At 67.1% G+C, this 17,848-nt stretch carries 14 protein-coding genes; 9 read left to right on the top strand and 5 right to left on the bottom strand.

Going from position 1 to position 17,848, the window contains the following annotated elements; translation table 11 throughout:
- Nucleotides 1-26: 26 nt before the first annotated feature.
- Nucleotides 27-431, top strand: coding sequence for a GFA family protein (locus SMAL_RS04775; protein ID WP_012510263.1), 405 nt, complete (start codon nucleotides 27-29; stop codon nucleotides 429-431).
- A gap of 270 nt (nucleotides 432-701) precedes the next feature.
- Here the strand turns inward: SMAL_RS04775 and SMAL_RS04770 are convergent, their stop codons facing one another.
- Complete coding sequence (locus SMAL_RS04770; RefSeq protein ID WP_004147062.1) at nucleotides 702-3,803, bottom strand: efflux RND transporter permease subunit; 3,102 nt, start codon at nucleotides 3,801-3,803, stop codon at nucleotides 702-704.
- 4 nt (nucleotides 3,804-3,807) lie between these two features.
- Nucleotides 3,808-4,986, bottom strand: a complete 1,179-nt coding sequence (locus SMAL_RS04765; RefSeq protein ID WP_012510262.1) for an efflux RND transporter periplasmic adaptor subunit — start codon at nucleotides 4,984-4,986, stop codon at nucleotides 3,808-3,810.
- A gap of 153 nt (nucleotides 4,987-5,139) precedes the next feature.
- Between SMAL_RS04765 and SMAL_RS04760 the strand changes: the two genes are divergently transcribed.
- From SMAL_RS04760 to SMAL_RS04750, 3 genes are all read left to right on the top strand, one after another.
- Entirely contained in the window at nucleotides 5,140-5,823 is a 684-nt protein-coding gene (locus SMAL_RS04760) for a response regulator transcription factor (protein WP_012510261.1), read from the top strand.
- Nucleotides 5,801-7,186 (top strand): sensor histidine kinase, encoded by a 1,386-nt coding sequence (locus SMAL_RS04755; RefSeq protein WP_012510260.1) that lies wholly within the window; start codon nucleotides 5,801-5,803, stop codon nucleotides 7,184-7,186. The genes SMAL_RS04760 and SMAL_RS04755 overlap by 23 nt, the downstream gene beginning before the upstream one ends.
- A 99-nt stretch (nucleotides 7,187-7,285) precedes the next feature.
- Nucleotides 7,286-9,376 (top strand): TonB-dependent siderophore receptor, encoded by a 2,091-nt coding sequence (locus SMAL_RS04750; RefSeq protein ID WP_012510259.1) that lies wholly within the window; start codon nucleotides 7,286-7,288, stop codon nucleotides 9,374-9,376.
- Here SMAL_RS04750 and SMAL_RS04745 read toward each other — a convergent pair.
- A complete protein-coding gene (locus SMAL_RS04745) occupies nucleotides 9,360-10,877 on the bottom strand; it encodes an MFS transporter (protein WP_012510258.1) in 1,518 nt (505 codons plus the stop codon). The two genes, SMAL_RS04750 and SMAL_RS04745, sit on opposite strands and share 17 nt — an antisense overlap.
- A gap of 107 nt (nucleotides 10,878-10,984) precedes the next feature.
- Between SMAL_RS04745 and SMAL_RS04740 the strand changes: the two genes are divergently transcribed.
- Complete coding sequence (locus tag SMAL_RS04740) at nucleotides 10,985-11,920, top strand: LysR family transcriptional regulator (protein WP_041864480.1); 936 nt, start codon at nucleotides 10,985-10,987, stop codon at nucleotides 11,918-11,920.
- 39 nt (nucleotides 11,921-11,959) lie between these two features.
- On the opposite strand, the gene SMAL_RS04735 is transcribed toward SMAL_RS04740, so the two are convergent.
- The gene (locus SMAL_RS04735; protein WP_012510256.1) at nucleotides 11,960-12,823 is read right to left on the bottom strand and encodes a DMT family transporter; all 864 of its coding nucleotides are present in this window, start codon (nucleotides 12,821-12,823) and stop codon (nucleotides 11,960-11,962) included.
- A 133-nt stretch (nucleotides 12,824-12,956) separates the two neighbouring features.
- On the opposite strand from SMAL_RS04735, the gene SMAL_RS04730 reads away from it, so the two are divergent.
- Together SMAL_RS04730 and SMAL_RS04725 are read left to right on the top strand one after the other, a co-directional pair.
- Nucleotides 12,957-14,336, top strand: coding sequence for an aminotransferase-like domain-containing protein (locus SMAL_RS04730; protein ID WP_012510255.1), 1,380 nt, complete (start codon nucleotides 12,957-12,959; stop codon nucleotides 14,334-14,336).
- A 98-nt stretch (nucleotides 14,337-14,434) separates the two neighbouring features.
- On the top strand, nucleotides 14,435-15,109 hold the full coding sequence (locus SMAL_RS04725) for a class I SAM-dependent methyltransferase (protein WP_012510254.1): 675 nt from the start codon (nucleotides 14,435-14,437) through the stop codon (nucleotides 15,107-15,109).
- A gap of 3 nt (nucleotides 15,110-15,112) precedes the next feature.
- On the opposite strand, the gene smqnr is transcribed toward SMAL_RS04725, so the two are convergent.
- On the bottom strand, nucleotides 15,113-15,760 hold the full coding sequence (gene smqnr / locus SMAL_RS04720) for a SmQnr family pentapeptide repeat protein (RefSeq protein ID WP_012510253.1): 648 nt from the start codon (nucleotides 15,758-15,760) through the stop codon (nucleotides 15,113-15,115).
- Between the two features lie 158 nt (nucleotides 15,761-15,918).
- Between smqnr and SMAL_RS04715 the strand changes: the two genes are divergently transcribed.
- Complete coding sequence (locus SMAL_RS04715) at nucleotides 15,919-16,695, top strand: DeoR/GlpR family DNA-binding transcription regulator (RefSeq protein WP_012510252.1); 777 nt, start codon at nucleotides 15,919-15,921, stop codon at nucleotides 16,693-16,695.
- An 11-nt stretch (nucleotides 16,696-16,706) separates the two neighbouring features.
- Nucleotides 16,707-17,840 (top strand): MFS transporter, encoded by a 1,134-nt coding sequence (locus SMAL_RS04710; RefSeq protein ID WP_012510251.1) that lies wholly within the window; start codon nucleotides 16,707-16,709, stop codon nucleotides 17,838-17,840.
- Nucleotides 17,841-17,848 lie beyond the last annotated feature (8 nt).

Raw genomic sequence — 17,848 nt, 5'->3', positions numbered from 1 at the left:
GCCAGGTTCACTTCACAGGAGCAACGATGGGCATCACTTCCGTGGCCGGCGTTCCGGTCCAACCCCGGCACCGAGCCACCTGCCACTGCGGCACGGTCGAACTGCTGCTGGACCTGCCGGACGGTATTGTCGAACCCCGCCGCTGCGACTGCTCGATGTGCCGGCGCCGGGGGGCCATTGCCGCCAGCGTCAGCCGCGCGGGCCTGCAGGTGGTGCGCGGGCAGAACCACCTGCAGCTGTACCAGTTCAACACCCATGTGGCCGAGCACTATTTCTGTGGCGTGTGCGGCATCTACACCCATCACCGGCGCCGCTCCAACCCGGAACAGTACGGCTACAACGTGGCCTGCCTGGAAGGCATCGACCCGTTCGCGCTGGGTGTGATCCCAGTCAACGATGGGGTCAACCATCCCGCCGACCGCACCGGTTAGTGGCGAGTGCGTCGTGGCGGTGCGGCAACCTTCTGCCAGGGGGCCATGCCGCTGCGGCCGGCCCGCACCGGGCGCTTCAGCCAGGGCCGGCGGGGCGTCGCCTGCGGTTCGGTGGCGACCGGAGGAGGAACAGGCCTACGGCCAGGCCAGAGATGGTCGAGCAGCCACATGGCGGGTCTCCGTGGGGGACGGGGACCTGTACGCTAGCGATGCCTGGGCAAAGAACCGGTGAGGGCCCTGCGGCAGTCAGATGACAGCGGCGGTCCACTCTCAGTGCTGCGGCCGTGAACCTCCCAGGCGGCGTACCAGCACGAAGAACAACGGCACCAGCAACACCGCCAGCACCGTGCCGGAGAGCATGCCGCCGATCACGCTCATGCCGATTTCACGACGGCTGACCGCACCCGCACCGGTGGCCAACGCCAACGGAATCACACCGGCCACAAATGCCAACGACGTCATCACGATCGGACGCAGGCGCAGGCGTGCGCCCTGCAGCGCCGCCTCCACCGCCGAACTGCCGGCGCGATAGCGGGCTTCGGCAAACTCAACGATCAGGATCGCGTTCTTGGCCGACAGGCCGATGGTGGTCAGCAAGCCGACCTGGAAGTAGATGTCGTTGACGAACCCGGCCGCCGTGGTCGCCAGCACGGTACCGATCACGCCCAGGGGGATCACCAGCACCACCGCCACCGGCACCGTCCAGCTCTCATAGAGCGCCGCCAGGCACAAGAAGATGAAGGCGATGGAGGCGGTGTACAGCCACAACGTCTGGTTGCTGGCCAATTGTTCCTGGTAGGACAGGCCACTCCACTGCAGGTCGAACCCGGGTTGATCGGCAACCAGCGCCTGCATGCGCTGCATCGCCTCGCCCGAACTGCGGCCTTCAGCGGCGCTGCCCTGGATCTGCATCGCCGGCAGGCCGTTGAAGCGCTGCTGCAGCTGCGGCCCACGCGCCCAGTGGCTGCTGGCGAAACTGGCGAACGAGGCCATCTGCCCAGTGCCGCCGCGCACATACCACTGGCCGATGTCGTCGGGCACGCTGCGGTAGGGCTGGTCGCCCTGCATATAGACACGCTTGACCCGGCCACGGTCGAGGAAGTCGTTGATGTAGCTGCCGCCCCAGGCCGCGGACAACGTCGAATTGATGTCGGCCTGGGCCAGGCCGAGCGCGCTGGCCTGGGCGTGGTCGATGTCCAGCCGCAGCTCGGCCTTGTCGCCCAGACCGTTCAAGCGCACCGAGGTGAGCCCGTCGTCTTCGCCGGCCGCGCGCACCACCTGTTCCTGCGCCGCCTGCAGGGCCACGCGCCCGGCCGCGCTGGTGTCCTGCAGCCACAGTTCGAAGCCGCTGGACTGGCCCAGTCCACGCACTGCCGGCGGTGCCAGTACATTGACCTTGGCATCCGGCAAGCTGCGGAAGTAGGCATTGGCGCGTTTGATGATCGCTGCAGCGGTGTTGTCGCCCGTGCGCTCATCCCAGGGTTTCAGTGCGAGAAAGCCCTGCCCCGCGTTCTGGCCGGTGCCGGCATTGTTACGGCCGACCACCACGAACACCACATCCAGGTTCTGCTTCTCGTGCTCCATGAAGTAGCGGCTGATCTGTTCGCCCAGCGCCTCGGTACGCGCCATCGGCGTGCCCTCCGGCGTGGAGAACTGGAAGGTCACCTGGCCTTGGTCCTCCACCGGCAGGAAGCCGGTGGGCATGCGCGCGTACAGCGCTACCATGGCGATCACCAGCAGCAGGTAGAACGCCATCCAGCGCCGCGGCCGGGAGACGACGCCGCCGAGTCTGCCCTGGTAGGCCAGCTGGCTGCGCTCGACGCCGCGGTTGAACGCCCGGAAGAAGCGGCCCTGCGGTTTCTGCGCCGAAGACGGCTTGAGCAGGGTCGCGCACAGCGCCGGGGTCAGCGTCAGCGCCACCAGCGCCGACAATGCCATGGCAGATGCGATGGTGATCGAGAACTGCCGGTAGATGATGCCGGTGGAACCGCCGAACAGCGCCATCGGCAGGAACACCGCACCCAGTACCACGGTGATGCCGATCAATGCGCCGGTGATCTCGCCCATCGACTTTTCGGTCGCTTCGCGCGGTGGCAGATGTTCTTCGTGGATGATGCGCTCCACGTTCTCCACCACCACGATCGCATCGTCGACCAGCAGGCCGATCGCCAGCACCATCGCGAACAACGTCAACGTGTTGATGGTGAATCCGGCAACGGCCAGCACGCCGAAGGTACCCAGCAGCACCACCGGCACGGTAATCGCCGGGATCAGCGTGGCGCGCAGGTTCTGCAGGAACAGGAACATCACCACCACCACCAGCACGATGGCTTCGATCAGGGTGTGGATGACCCCCTCGATCGAGACCCGCACGAACGGCGTGCTGTCACGCGGATAGGCCACCTGCAACCCCGGCGGGAAAGTCGGCCGCAGCCGTTCGATCTCCGCGCGCACTGCATCGGCAGTAGCCAATGCGTTGGCACCCGAGGCCAGGGTGACCGAGAAGCCGGCCGCCGGATAACCGTTGAGATAGCTGCTGGTCTGGTAGTTCTCCGCGCCGATCTCGACCCGTGCGACGTCACCCAGCAACACCGCAGCACCATTGGGCAGCGTGCGCAGGATGATCGCGCGGAACTGCTCGGGGGTCTGCAGGCGCGACTGCGCGGTCACCGTAGCGTTGAGGCTCTGCGTCGGGCTGGACGGCATCGCGCCCAGCTCACCCGCCGTCACCTGCGTGTTCTGCGCCTGGATCGCAGCGCGCACGTCCGACGGCATCAGGTCATAGGCGCGCAGCTTGTGCGGGTCCAGCCACACGCGCATTGCGTAAGCCGAGCCGAACACGTTGATCTCGCCGACACCGGGAATGCGGCTGATCGGATCCTGCACGTTGCTGACCAGGAAATCGGAGACGTCCACGCGCTCCATGCGCCGGCTGGTGTCGTACAGCGAGACCACCATCAGCGAGTCGCCCTGCGACTTGGCCACCGTCACGCCCTGCTGCTGCACTTCCTGCGGCAGCCGGTTGATGGCCTGGTTGACACTGTTCTGCACCTGCACCTGGGCAATATCCGGGTTGGCGCTCTGGTCGAAGGTGACCGTGATGCGCGCCTGCCCCGATGACGAACTGGTCGATGAGAAATACAACAGGTGATCGATGCCCTTGATCTGCTGTTCGATTACCTGGGTGACGCTGTCTTCCACCGTCTGCGCCGAGGCACCGGTGTAGTTCGCGGTGATGTTGACCTGCGGTGGTGCGATGTCCGGGTACTGCTCCACCGGCAGCTGGGTCACCGCGATGGTGCCGAAGGCCATGATGCAGATCGCCAGGACCCAGGCGAATACCGGGCGATGGATGAAGAAGCGCGGCAGCATCTGCTCAGTCCTTCCCGGCCGGTGCCGGTGCAGGCTTCACCCGTACCGTCATGCCATCGGCCAGGCCCTGCGCGCCGGCTACCACCACCTGCTCACCGGCGGCCAGGCCATCGAGCACCAGCCACTGATCGCCCACCGCACGCGCGGTGCGGAACAGGCGCAGCCGCGCCTTGCCGTCCTTGTCCACCAGCCACGCCTGCGCCTCGCCCTCGGGGCTGCGATCGACCGCGGCCTGTGGCACCAGCAGCGCCTGCTGGCGGGTCCCCTGCCCCACCAATGCGCGCACATACATGCCCGGCAGCAGCTGCCCATCCGGATTGGGGAAACGCGCCCGCAGGGTGATGCTGCCGGTTTCCTGCTGCACGTCCACGTCGGCGAATTCCAGCGTGCCGGGCAGCGGGTAGTCGGTGCCATCGGACAGGCGCAGCCGCACCGGTGCTGTGTCGGCCTGCACGCCACCGTCGGCGATGGCGCGGCGCAGTGCCAGGTACTCATTGCTGGACTGGGTGATGTCCACGTTCATCGGGTCCATCTGCTGCACCCGTGCCAGTGGATCGGCCTGGCCCGAGGTGACCAGCGCCCCCGGCGTGAACAGCGCGCGGCCGATGCGCCCGGCAATCGGCGAGGTCACCGTGGCAAACCCCAGCCGTGTGCTGGCGGTGTCACGTGCCGCCTGTGCGGCCTGCGCCGCGGCGGCAGCCTGCTGGTCGCTGGCGATCGCATCGTCCACGTCCTGGCGCGCGGCCAGCTGGTCCTTGCCCAGCGCCTGCATGCGCTGCGCCCGCAGGCGCGCGGTCACCGCAGCGGCCTCGGCGGTCTTCAGGTTGGCCTGCGCCTCGTTCAGCGCCGCCTGGTACAGCGCGGGCTCGATCTGGAACAGTGGCTGCCCGGCCTTCACCCACTGGCCCTGCTCGAACAACCGCCTCACCAGCACGCCATCGACCTGCGGGCGCACGTCCGATTCCTGCGAGGCGACGCTGCGCCCGGGTAGTTCCTGCTGCAGTGCCAGCGGCTGGCTGCGCAGGGTCAGCACGGTCACCTCCGGTGCCGCGGCGCCGGGCTTGGGCGCGTCCTTGCCGCAGGCGCTGAGCAGGCCCGCCAGGGCAAGCGCCAGCAGCGGCAGGCCCGCGGTTCGCGGCAGCCGCCAGGCACGGTACGGACGGGAGGGGTTCGGAAGGATCATCGGCTGCAGGGTTCCACGCGTGGGGGAGCGTTCGGCGCCGAATATAGAAGACGTGGCGGCACGATCCTGCTAAATCGCGCATGAAACATTTTTCATTTGCAGTCGCTGCCCACGATTGCGAGGATGCCCCTGTCCCACTCTGCACACTGGCCCATGCCGCGCGTACTCACCATCGAGGACGATCTTGTCACCGCCGAGGAGATCGCCACCGAACTGCGCAGCCACGGCTTCGACGTGGACCTGGCCAGCGACGGCAGCAACGGCCTGGCGCTGGCACGTGCAGGCGACTACGCGGTGATCACCCTGGACCGCATGCTGCCCGGCATCGACGGGCTGGCCCTGGTCACCACGCTGCGCCGTGAAGGCATCACCACGCCGGTGCTGATGATCAGCGCACTGTCGGACGTGGATGAACGCGTGCGTGGCCTGCGCGCCGGCGGCGACGACTACCTGACCAAGCCCTTCGCTTCGGACGAGATGGCTGCACGCGTGGAAGTGCTGATCCGGCGTCAGGGCCCGACTGGCGCCATCGACAACGTGCTGCGTGCCGGCGACCTGGAACTGGACCTGATGACCCGTTCGGCGCGACGCGGCGGGGATGAAATCGCGCTGCTGCCGACCGAGTTCAAGTTGCTCGAATTCCTGGTCCGCAACGCCGGCCAGGTGGTCACCCGCAGCATGCTGTTCCAGGAAGTCTGGGGCTACCACTTCGATCCGGGTACCAACCTGATCGACGTGCATATCGGTCGCGTGCGCAAACGCATCGAACAACCCGGCCGGCCGCAGCCGATCATGACCGTCCGTGGAACCGGCTATGTCTTCGACGCGCAATCCTGACCACTGGCGTTCCTCCAGCAGCAGGCTGCTGGGCCTGTACTGCATTCTGTTCGTGGCGTGGTCGAGCCTGCTGCTGGGCGTGATGTACTGGCGCATCTCGGACTACCTCAGTGACCTGACCGAATCGGGCCTGCAGCAGCGCGCCCACCTGTTCATGAGCTTCGACGGGCCGGCACTGGATGAAGCATTGCGCGACAGCCAGCGCTTCGATCTGCACCAGGTCTATACCTATGGGTTGTTCGACAAGGCCGGCATGCCGATGGCGGGCCCGCTGACAGCGATCCCCGAGGGACTGCCGCTGGATGGCAACTCGCATGCGGTGGACGGTTGGACGCTGGCCGATGGCCGCCACGACAACGGCGGCAGTGCGCTCGGCGTGGTGACCCGCGATGGCCGCACGCTGGTATTCGTACGCCAGAATGGCAAGCTCATGGCGGTCAACAGCATCATCCTTGATGCACTGCTGTGGGGCGTGTCGCTGACCGTCATTCCCGGCCTGGTGGGCTGGCATCTGCTGCGTCGGCGCCCGTTGAAACGTATCCAGCAGATCGAAGCGGCCACCAACCGAATTGTTGCCGGCGACCTCGGCCAGCGCCTGCCGGTCTCCAGCCGTCGCGACGAGATCGATCGGCTGTCGAGCATCGTCAATGCCATGCTGGAACGCATCGAACAGCTGATGACCGAAGTCAAAGGAGTCTGCGACAGCATCGCCCACGATCTGCGCACCCCGCTGACCCGCCTGCGCGCGCATCTGTACCGCATGCGCGTGGGCCTGGACGAACAGAACCCGCATGCCGATCCACTGGACAAGGCGCTGGCCGAGACCGACATGCTGATGGCGCGCTTCGCCGCGCTGCTGCGGGTATCCGAGCTGGAGAGCCACCAGCGACGTTCGGCCTTCGACGCGGTGGACATCGCCGATCTGCTGCAGGAACTTCACCAGTTCTACCTGCCGCTGGCCGAAGAGAAGCAACAGCTGCTGGAACTGCAGGTGGACCCGAAGGTGGGCCCGCTGCGTGGAGACCGCGAGCTGCTGTTCGAAGCGCTGGCCAACCTGCTGTCCAATGCCCTGCAGTTCACCCCTGCACACGGCCGCATCCTGCTGCGTGCGGTCGATGATCACGGCGCCCCGAGGATCGATGTGATCGACAACGGGCCGGGCATTCCGCCACAGGACCGCACGCTGATCTACCAGCGCTTCTTCCGTGGCAGCAGCAGCGCCGGCCAGGGGCCTGGATTCGGCCTGGGCCTGTCGATCGTGGCCGCCATTGCCGGCCTGCACGGCTTCCGTGTCCGCGCCGGCAGCGCCCCCGGTGGCGGCGCCTGGATGAGCATCCGCGGCGCGACGGACGGCCTGCCCTGACGCTGGGCTCAGGCACCTCAATCGCACTTGGGAATCATTTGTATTTGCGGGCGAGCATCCGGATAATCCGCCGTCACCGCCCTTCCCGGATCACTCCCGATGCCCGCTCTGCCGTTGCGTCCGCTGCTGTACACGCTCGCCCTGCCCACCCTGCTGGCCTCGGCCATCGCCCAGGCCCAGGACACCCCGGCGGCGCGCACCCTGGACAGGGTAACGGTGGTGGCCGAGCGGGCCAGCACCGCGACCAAGACCGACACCGCCCTGACCGAGACACCGCAGGCGATCAGCGTGGTCACCCAGCAGCTGTTCACCGATCGCGGCGCGCACAACCTGCAGGAAGTGCTGCGCTACAGCGCCGGCGTCACCGCCGATGCCTGGGGCCTGGATACCCGCAACGATGCCACCTCGGTGCGCGGGCTGGACCCGGTGCAGTACCAGGATGGCCTGCGCCGCAGCTACGGTTTCAGTCCCCTCGCCCGCCCGGAAACCTATGGCCTGGAACGGGTGGAAGTGCTGCGCGGCCCGTCCTCGGTGCTGTACGGTGCCGGCGCCACCGGCGGCATCATCAATGCGATGAGCAAGCGCCCGGCCTTCGGTGCCCTCAACGGCGAGGTCGGCGTGCAGCTCGGCAGTTTCGACCGCAGGCAGCTGCAGGGTGACATCGGCGGCGCATTGAACGATGCCGGCACACTTGCCGGCCGCTTCGTCGGGCTGGTGCGTGAATCGAACATGCAGACCGATGTATTGAAGGATGACCGCGTCTATCTGGCACCGTCGATCAGCTGGCGCGGCGAACGCAGCACCTTGACCCTGCTGGCCAGCTATCAGCATGACAAGACCGGCTCCAGCCAGCAGTTCCTGCCGCTGGCTGCGACCCTGCTGGCCCCGCCCGGACGCCGCCTCGACCCGTCCACCTTCATCGGCGATCCCGGCTTCGACCGCATCGACTCGCGTGTGTACAGCCTGACCGCGCTGTTCGACCACAGCTTCAACGACACGCTCAGCCTGCGCTCGGCAGTGCGTTACATCGATGGCAGGACCACCCTGCAGCAGATGTACGTCGACAGTTACAGCAATCCGGCTGATCCCTTCATCGACGCCGAGCGGCGCGTGGTCAACCGCACTGCCTACGGCACCCGCCCCGACGTGCAGATCTTCAGCGCCGACAATGCGCTGCAGTTCGACTTCGCCACCGGTGCCTTCCAGCATCTGCTGCTGGCCGGCGTGGACTACAGCCAGTACAAAGAGCAGCTGCAGCGGCTGGACGCCACCGGCACGCCGATCGACGTCTACACTCCGGTATCGGTCGCACCGATCGTGCGTGGCTGGGATCGTCAGCCGGACCAGACCTCCACCCAGCTGGGTGTCTATGTGCAGGACCAGATCCGCTGGGCCGACCGCGTCTCGCTGGTGCTGGGCGCGCGCCGCGACCATGCACGCTCGAAGACCGAAGGCCAACCCAGCCAGACCGACAACGCCACCACCTACCGCGCCGGGCTGATCGGCGAACTTGGCGCGGGCGTTTCGCCCTACCTGAGCTACAGCGAGTCATTCCTGCCGGTGTCCGGGCAGGATCTGTTCGGCAACGCCTTCAAGCCGATGCGCGGGCGCCAGTCCGAGGCCGGCATCAAGTGGCAACCCGCGCGCAACCTGCTGCTGACGCTGGCGGCGTACCGCATCACCGAAACCAATCGCCAGACCAACGATCCGGACAATGTGCTGAACGTGGTGCAGACCGGGCAGATCCGCTCCAAGGGCGTGGAGCTGGAAGGCCAGTTCCAGTTCGCCAACGACCTGACGGTCACCGCTGCCGTTGCGCGCAACGAGGCTGAGGTCAGCCGCAGCAACTTCGCATTGGAAGTGGGCCAGCGCCTCAACGACACCCCGCAGGACCTGGCCTCGGCATGGGTGTCGAAGGGCTTCCAGCTGGATGATGCCGCACGCCTGCGCCTGGGCCTGGGCGTGCGCCATGTCGGCAATACGGTGTCGCTGGGCAATGGCGGGCGCATCATCACGCCCAGCTATACGCTGGCCGATGCATTGCTGGAAGTGCAGGTGACCGACTGGACGATGGCATTGAACATCACCAACCTCACCGGCAAGCGCTACTACGCGCCGTGCCGCACTTTTGGCGACTGCTTCGCCGGCTACCCGCGCGTGGTGACCGGCACCATCAGCTATCGGTTCTGATCACAGCCAACGCTGGCCGCCGCAGCAGCAGGTGCAACAGCACAGCGCATGCGGCGGTCAGCAGCGCCAGGACACGCAGCAGTATCGCCAGCGCCTCGGCACTGGCCTGCTGCAGCTGTGCGCCGCTCATCGCAGGAAGCAGTGCCTGTGCCTGTGCATGCGCACCCGTCGCCAGATAGGCACCGGCGCGCGCCAACGATGCGGGTGATGCTCCCTGCAGCTGGTGGCCGATCAGCAGCGCAAGCAAGGCAGTAACTGCGGCCAATGCGATGCCTTCACCGGCCACCCGCACGGTTCCGAAAATGCCGGCGGCCATGCCCGCACGCTGCACCGGCACCACACTGACCGACAGCCCATCCATCAAGCCCCACGGCAAGGCCGTTCCAGCGCCGATCAGCATCAGCAACGGGACCCACTGCGAGGGCGACGGATGCGATGCGTGGCGCGACAACAGGTACAACCCAGAGGCACAGACCAGCAGGCCCAGCGTACACAGCCGCGCACTTCCAACGCGCTCCGCCCAGCGCGCGGCCAGCATCGGCAGCACCAGCATCGGCGCGGACAGGGCCAGCATCTGCAGCCCCACCAGGGTCGCGCTCTGTCCGTGCACACCCAGCAGCTGCAGAGGCAGTACCACCAGCAGCACTACGTAGCCGAAGCAGGTTGCGACCGGCAGCAGCTGGACACCCAGGAACGCAGGTTGCGAGAACAGTGAGAGGTCCAGCAACGGTGAGCGGTGCAGCCGTTCGATGCAGACGAACACCCCACCCAGCAGCAGCGTCGCCAACAGCGCCAGTTGCACGCGCATGGCATGCAGGCCGAATTCACCCAGCCACAGCAGGGCCAGGGTCAACGCCGCCAGCATCAGGCTGAAGCCCAGCATGCCGCCGACATCCAGCCGCCCGCGTTCGCCATGGCTTTCGGGCAACACGCGCGCGCCCACTGCGAAGGCCGCCAGCGTCAGTACACCGCCTACGGCGAACACACTGCGCCATCCCAATGCCTGCAACAGCAGACCGGCGAGGAGCGGCCCCAGCGCCAGCCCCGCACCGAATGTGGTGCCCAGCAGGGCGAACACACGGGCACGCACCGGGCCCTGCCAGGCATGCGCCAGCGCAGCGGTGCCGGACGCTAGCGCCGCTGCAGCGGCAACGCCCTGCAGCCCGCGCGCCAGATCCAGCCACAGCAGCGTGGGCGCAAGGCAGACGACGGCAGTGGCGATGCTGAAGCCCGCCGTACCCAGCAGGAACAGCCGCCGCCGACCATAGCGGTCGGCCAGGCCACCGGCAGCGAGCAACAGGCTGCCGAAGGTGAGCATGAACGCATTGGTCACCCAGGCCAGCGCGGTGGGCGACGACGCCGCGGAACGGGCCAGCGCCGGCACCGCGACGGCACCGGCCGAGAAGGACAACGGCAGCGCCAGCGCGGCCAGGCAGACGGCAAGCAGCGCCCAGCGCTGCTGCGTGTGGGAAGGTACGGGAAGCATCGAAACCGGGGCCATGCGGGCCTCCATCCATCAGGGGCATTGATGATGGACAGGCCGCTATTCCTGAAAAACAGGCTCGATGGACGTTGATTACGGCCCATCGTTCCGTAATCATGCCCCGCATGGATTCCATCTCTACCCTGCTGGCCTTCGTCCGTACCGCCGAAGCAGGCAGCATCGTCGGCGCCGCTCGCGTCCTCGGCCTCTCCGCGTCGGCCGTGGGCAAGCGCATCGCCCGCCTTGAACAGGAACTCGGCACGCGCCTGTTCCAGCGCACCACCCGCCGCGTGCACCTCACCGACGAAGGCGAACTGCTGCTGCAGCGCTGCCGGCGTGCACTGGACGAGCTTTCCGAAGCGCAGGCGGATCTGGCGCAGCGCCAGCACGCCCCGAGTGGACTGCTGCGCATCGGCCTGCCCACCATCGGCTACCGCTTCCTGTTGCCGGTACTGCCGGGGTTCCAGCAGCGCTACCCTCAGGTGCAGCTGGAACTGGACTTCAACGACCGCATCGTCGATGTGGTCAGCGAAGGCCTCGACGCGGTGATACGCAGCGGTGAACTGGCCGATTCCAGCCTGACCGCACGGCGGCTGGGCGGCTTCCGTTTCATCCTCAGTGCGGCGCCGGGCTATCTGCAGGCCCATGGCACGCCCGGTGATGTGAGCGAGCTGCGCCTGCATACCGCGCTGCGCTTCCGTTACCCCACCACCGGAAAGCTGCACCCGTGGCAGCTGCCGGGCATCGAAGGTGATGCTGGAGCGCGCCTTCCCACCGCGATGACCTGCAACAACATGGAAGCCGTGCTGGCCGCTGCGATCGGTTGCATGGGCCTGGCCTGGATGCCTGACTTCCTCGCAGCCGACGCGCTGGCCGATGGCCGCCTGCAACGGGTACTGCCTGCACTGCCCACGCACCAGGGGCAGTTCTCGTTGCTATGGCCCGGTGGGCGCCATCCCAGTGCACGCCTGCGGGTGTTCATCGACTATGCCGTTGCGCATCTGTTCCGCGGCCACCCGGAAAAGGGGACGGAGGGGATTAAGTCGTTTCAGGCACAGTAGGGCTAATTACGACTTAATCCCCTCCGTCCCCTTTTTCGCTCAGCGGCTGAAGCGGCGCGCGCCTGCCACGCAGATCACCGCGACCACGGTCACCAGCACCATGCTGAGGCTGACCGACTCGTGCAGCAGCAGCGCAGCCAGGGCCAGGCCGAAGAACGGTTGCAACAGCTGCAGCTGGCCAACTGCGGCAATCCCGCCCTGGGCCAGCCCGCGATACCAGAACAGGAAACCGATCAGCATGCTGAACACAGCGACATAGCCCAGCGCCCACCACGCGGATGCCCCGACCGCCGCGAATGACGCCGGCCGCATCAGCACCGCCAACGGCAACATCACTGGCAGCGCCAACAGCAGCGCCCAGCTGATCACCTGCCAACCGCCGAGATGGCGGGCAAGTCGACCACCTTCGGCATAGCCCAGCCCACACACCACGATCGCCGCCAGCATCAGCAGGTCAGCCTGAAGCGAGGCCTCGATGCCGTTGCGTACCGCATAGCCGACCACGCAGGCACTGCCCAGCAGCGAGAACAACCAGAACGCCGGGCGCGGCCGATCGCCACCGCGCAGTACACCGAACACAGCAGTACTCAGCGGCAGCAGGCCGAGGAACACGATGGTGTGTGCCGATGAAGCGTGGCGAAGGGCCAGCGCGGTCAGCAGTGGAAAGCCGACCACCACGCCGAGACTGACCACGGCCAGGCCCGCCAGATCGGTGCGCTGCGGACGCGGCTGGCGCAGCAGCAACAACAGGCTGACGCCCAGCACGGCGGCAATGGTGGCACGCGCAGCGGTGACGAATCCGGCGTCCAGCTGCAGCACTGCCAGGCGGGTAGCCGGCAACGAGCCCGCGAAAATCACCACGCCGATGAAGCCATTGATCCAACCACTCGCCGACCGTTCCACGCCTGTACTCCTGAAGGTGCCGGACGATGCCCGGCTGGACCTGTATGGAAGCATCCAGCGCGGAACGACCCCAGCTACAATCCAGTACAGTCGCAAGTAACTGTACTGCCCACACTTCCACTACGGTTCCGCCATGCCACGTTCGCTCACCCGCATCGAATCGGTCATCCAGACCGTCCGCACCCGCATCGGTGCGCGAGTGGATGGCCCCGGCTCCCGCCTGCCCTCGGTACGTGCGCAGGCGGCGGCGATGGGGGTTTCGGTCTCCACCGTGGTCGAGGCCTACGAGCGCCTGGCCGCCGAAGGCCTGATCAGCGCTCGCGCAGGTTCGGGCTTCTACGTCAGTGGCCCGGCGGCACCGCTGGCGCTGGCCGAGATGGAGCCGCGGCTGGACCGCGCGGTGGATCCGCTGTGGGTATCACGGCAATCGCTGGAAACACCGGCCGGTCACCTCAAACCGGGCTGTGGCTGGATGCCCAGCGATTGGCTGTACCACGACGGCATGCGTCGTGGCCTGCGCCGGCTGGCGCGCGCCGATGCATCACAACTGGTCGACTACGCCGGGCCGCTCGGCCTGCCTGCGCTGCGCCAGTTGCTGCAACGGCGTTCGGCCGCAGTGGGCATCGATGCGCCGATGGAACAGATCCTGCTGACCGAATCGGGCACGCATTCGGTCGAGCTGATCTGCCGTTTCCTGCTCAAGCCCGGCGACTGCGTGCTGGTCGATGACCCCAGCTACTTCAACTACCACGCGTTGCTGAAGGCACACCAGGTGCAGGCCATCGGTGTGCCGTACACGCACAGCGGCCCGGACCTGGAAGCGTTCGCGCAGGCACTGCAGGCGCATTCGCCGCGGCTGTACATCACCAATTCCGGCCTGCACAACCCGACCGGCGCCATATTGTCGGCCAGCACTGCCCATCGCCTGCTGGGCCTGGCCGAACGCAGCGAACTGATCATCGTTGAGGATGACATCTTCGCCGACTTTGAACTGCAGCCTGCACCGCGACTGGCCGCGCTCGATGGACTGTCGCGGGTGATCCACGTCGGCAGCTTCTCCAAAACACTGTCGGCTGCATCGCGCTGCGGCTACATCGCTGCCCGCCACGAATGGATCGAGGCGCTGACCGACCTGAAGCTGGCCACCAGCTTCGGTGGCGGTCACCTGGCGATGCAGTTGATGCACATCGCGCTGACCGACAGCGGCTACCGCCGCCACATGCAGTCGGTGCGTTCGCGGCTGGCCGATGCGCGCCGGCACACGCTGCGGAAGCTGCAGGCGCTGGGCATCACGCCGTGGCTGCAGCCGGAAGCCGGGCTCTTCCTGTGGTGCCAGCTGCCCGATGGCCGCGATGCCGCCGCACTGGCCCGGCAATGCCTGCGCGAGGGCATCGTGCTGGCACCGGGCAACGCGTTCAGTCAGTCGCAGCGCGCGGCCGACTATGTACGTTTCAACGTTTCGCAGTGCCAGGACCCGAGGATCTGGCAGGTACTGGCGCGGGAACTGCGCTGAGCTGGTTGCGAACCGGCCAGCGCAGGCGGCAGTATCCTGCCTCCAAGGCGCTTGCACGGCGCGCTACAGTGGTATGTCCCCGCCGCAGGAATCCGCGCATGTCCACGTTCTCCGATCCGCAGGCGGTGGCCCGCTATGCCGAAGCGCCGCTGCGCCAGGTGCCCGGCTTCTTCGCGTTGCAGCAGATGAGCCGCCTGCTGCTGGCCGAACGTGTCCCTGCGCAGGGCCGCGTGCTGGTGCTGGGTGCCGGTGGCGGGCTGGAACTGAAGGCCTTCGCCGAGGCGCAACCGGGCTGGCAGTTGCTGGGCGTGGACCCGGCCGCGCCGATGCTGGCCCTGGCCGAGCAGACACTGGGCACATTGAACGCACGCGTTGAGCTGCTGGAAGGCTACATCGACGATGCCCCGGATGTGCGCTTCGATGGTGCCAGCTGCCTGCTGACCCTGCACTTCCTCGACGCCACGCAACGCCTGCATACGTTGCGTGAACTACACAAGCGACTGCGCCAGGGTGCCCCTCTGGTTGTCGCCCACCACAGCGTGCCGCAGGATCCGGTCGGCAAGCTGCGCTGGTTGCAGCGCTACGCGGCGTTCGCCGAAGCCTCGGGGGTTGCCCACGCCGAGGCGCAGCGCGCGATCGAAGCAATTGCGGAGCGGCTGCCGCTGCTGGCGCCCGAGCAGGAAGTCGCGCTGCTGCAGGAGGCCGGCTTCAACGACGTGGAGCTGTTCTATGCCGGCTTCAGCTTCAAGGGCTGGGTGGCGTACGCCGGATGATGTCTACGGCACCACGGTAATGCCGATGCGCTGCATCAACAGCGCCACCTGCTGCACATCCAGCGTGGCGCCGCGCAGATTGGTGCTGCGCAGGTCCAGCTCGCCCAGCTCCGAGTTGGTCAGGTTGCAGTCGGTGAAGTTGGCGCTGTTCCAGTCGATACCCTCGAACTGGCCCCCGGACAGATCCGATCCTGCGAAACTGGCACCGCTCACGTTGGCGCCGTCCCAGCGGTTCTCCCACAGTTCGCACTTCTCCAGCGTCACCCGCGAGAAGTTCGCGTAGCGCAGGTTCGACTTCTTGATGAAGGCGCTGCAGAACCAGCTGCGCGTGGTGATCTGGTTCATGAAGCTGGCGTTGCTGAAGTCCGCGCCCTGCGCACGGCACTCGCTGATCTCCAGGCCCAGCGCCTTGATGAAACTGAAGTGGCACATGCTGATGTCGCAACTACGGAAGCTGGCTTCCTTCAATGTGGCGCCGTTGAAACGGCAACCGGCGCGGTTTTCAGCGTCATAGAAGCTGCAGTTGATGAACTCGGTGGCGGTGAGGTCAGCGCCGGAAAAGTCGCATTCGTGGAACTGCTGGTCGACCACTTTCTGGCCGGTGTACTGGTCCACGCCGATGCGCAGCTTTCGGTGAACGGTGGGGGACATCGGGGATTCCATGCCATGTGCCCCGCCATGATGCCGGGCCACGAAGGTGATCCATAGACCCGGACGCGGGCAGGTTCACCGGCAGTCCAGCCGTTCTGTGTCCACCCGGCCGAATGCACGTTGTTGCACGTTAATGCACGAACATGCAGACTTGCAGCATGAGCTCCGATCCCAGCCCCCTCCCCGCCCAGCGCACCCAGCTGATCCTCGACGAACTGCGCCAACAGGGCCGTGTGGTGGCCGCTGAACTGGCGCACCGCTATGCGGTTTCCGAGGATTCGATCCGGCGCGATCTGCGCGAGCTGGCCGCCCAAGGCCTGTGCCAGCGTGTCTACGGGGGCGCCGTGCTGCCGCCGCCAAAGGAACGCCCGCTACGCGAGCGACTGACCCGCGACCGTGGCGACAAGGCCGAACTGGCCACCCGCGTCTGCGCGCTGCTGCAGCCCGGCCAGGTCGTACTGCTCGATGCCGGCTCGACCAACCTGGCCATCGCCCAGCAGCTGCCGGCCGCCCTCGGTCTGACGGTGATCACCAACGCGCCGCAGATCGCCACCGCTGCCAGCATGCTCGAAGGCACTTCGGTGCAGCTGATCGGCGGCCGCCTCGCCAGCGGCGGCGGTGCAGTCGGTGCCGAAGCACTGGCCCAGGTGCAGCGCCTGCGCGCCGACGTGTACCTGCCCGGCCCCTGCGCGGTGGATGGCGACACCGGCGTGTGGGCGATGGATGCGGAAGAAGCCACGCTCAAGCGCGCGATGGTGGCCTGCAGCAGCCGCGTCATCGTCGCTGCCACCACAGAAAAACTCGGTGCCCGCGGCAACTGGCAGATCGCCAGCCTGGACGAGATCGACGACCTGGTGCTGACCACCACCGCACCGCCCGCACTGGCCGCGCGCTTCCGCGCCGCCGGTATCGCGGTACACCCCACCCCGCCCTGACCGTACCGCTCATGTCCCTCGCCAACCGCGCGCGTGCCGAACAGCACGCGACCCGCGCTGCATTCTTCATTCCCGGTTTCGCCACGGCGTTGTGGGCAACACTGGTGCCGTTCGCCAAGGCGCGCACCGACATCAACGACGCTACGCTGGGCCTGGTGCTGCTCTGCCTCGGTGCCGGTTCGCTGCTGGCCATGCCGCTGTCCGGTGTACTGGCCGCACGCCTGGGCTGCCGGCGGGTGATGGTGGCCAGCAGCCTGCTGATCTGCCTGACCGTACCCGGCCTGGCGCTGGCCGGTTCGGCCTGGACGCTGGGGCTGGTGCTGTTCGTGTTCGGCGCCGCCGTGGGCGCGATGGACTGCACGATGAACGTGCAGGCCGTCATCGTTGAGCGCGAATCACGACGCGTGATGATGTCCGGCTTCCATGCCTTCTTCAGCATCGGTGGTTTCCTCGGCGCGGCAACCATGACCGTGCTGCTGTCCGCACAGCTGCCGCCACTGGCATCGGTGCTGATCGGCGTGGGCGCCATGCTGCTGGTGATGCTGTTGTCGGCGGCCTACTGGCACAGCGAGCGCATGCCGCACGACACACCGATGCTGGCCATTCCGCACGGCATCGTGCTGTTCATCGGCGTGCTGGCGTTCGTCGCTTTCCTCGGCGAAGGCGCGATGCTGGACTGGAGCGCGGTCTTCCTCAGCGATGTGCGTCGCGTCGATGCCAGCATTGCCGGTATCGGCTATGTGACCTTCACCCTGACCATGACCGTCGCACGCCTGTTCGGCGATGCGCTGGTAGCGTGTGTGGGCCGTGAGCGCGCGATCGTATTTGGCGCCCTGCTCGCCGCCGCGGGCGTGCTGGTGTTGACCCTGGTCACGCCGTGGCAGGCGTCGCTGATCGGCTATGTGCTGGTCGGCCTCGGCTGCGCCAACATCGCACCGGCGCTGTTCTCACTGGCCGGCCACCAGACCCGCATGCCCGGCGCGCTGGCGATCACTGCAGTATCCACGCTGGGCTTTGCCGGCATCCTCGCCGGGCCTGCCTTGATCGGCTTCGCCGCCAATCATTTCGGCCTGATCGCTGCGTTCATCGGCGTGGCCGTGGCCTTGTTGCTGGTGGCTGTGTCCACACGTTGGCTACGGGTCTAACCAGCTGC

Source organism: Stenotrophomonas maltophilia R551-3, assembly GCF_000020665.1.
Lineage (GTDB): Bacteria > Pseudomonadota > Gammaproteobacteria > Xanthomonadales > Xanthomonadaceae > Stenotrophomonas > Stenotrophomonas maltophilia_L.
This window is presented reverse-complemented; position numbering and strand designations above follow the sequence as displayed.

Coding starts and splice junctions, on each gene's coding strand:
- SMAL_RS04775 (WP_012510263.1), top strand. CDS start 27: ATGGGCATCACTTCCGTGGCCGGCGTTCCGGTCCAACCCCGGCACCGA.
- SMAL_RS04770 (WP_004147062.1), bottom strand. CDS start 3,803: ATGCTGCCGCGCTTCTTCATCCATCGCCCGGTATTCGCCTGGGTCCTG.
- SMAL_RS04765 (WP_012510262.1), bottom strand. CDS start 4,986: ATGATCCTTCCGAACCCCTCCCGTCCGTACCGTGCCTGGCGGCTGCCG.
- SMAL_RS04760 (WP_012510261.1), top strand. CDS start 5,140: ATGCCGCGCGTACTCACCATCGAGGACGATCTTGTCACCGCCGAGGAG.
- SMAL_RS04755 (WP_012510260.1), top strand. CDS start 5,801: ATGTCTTCGACGCGCAATCCTGACCACTGGCGTTCCTCCAGCAGCAGG.
- SMAL_RS04750 (WP_012510259.1), top strand. CDS start 7,286: ATGCCCGCTCTGCCGTTGCGTCCGCTGCTGTACACGCTCGCCCTGCCC.
- SMAL_RS04745 (WP_012510258.1), bottom strand. CDS start 10,877: ATGGCCCCGGTTTCGATGCTTCCCGTACCTTCCCACACGCAGCAGCGC.
- SMAL_RS04740 (WP_041864480.1), top strand. CDS start 10,985: ATGGATTCCATCTCTACCCTGCTGGCCTTCGTCCGTACCGCCGAAGCA.
- SMAL_RS04730 (WP_012510255.1), top strand. CDS start 12,957: ATGCCACGTTCGCTCACCCGCATCGAATCGGTCATCCAGACCGTCCGC.
- SMAL_RS04725 (WP_012510254.1), top strand. CDS start 14,435: ATGTCCACGTTCTCCGATCCGCAGGCGGTGGCCCGCTATGCCGAAGCG.
- smqnr (WP_012510253.1), bottom strand. CDS start 15,760: ATGTCCCCCACCGTTCACCGAAAGCTGCGCATCGGCGTGGACCAGTAC.
- SMAL_RS04715 (WP_012510252.1), top strand. CDS start 15,919: ATGAGCTCCGATCCCAGCCCCCTCCCCGCCCAGCGCACCCAGCTGATC.
- SMAL_RS04710 (WP_012510251.1), top strand. CDS start 16,707: ATGTCCCTCGCCAACCGCGCGCGTGCCGAACAGCACGCGACCCGCGCT.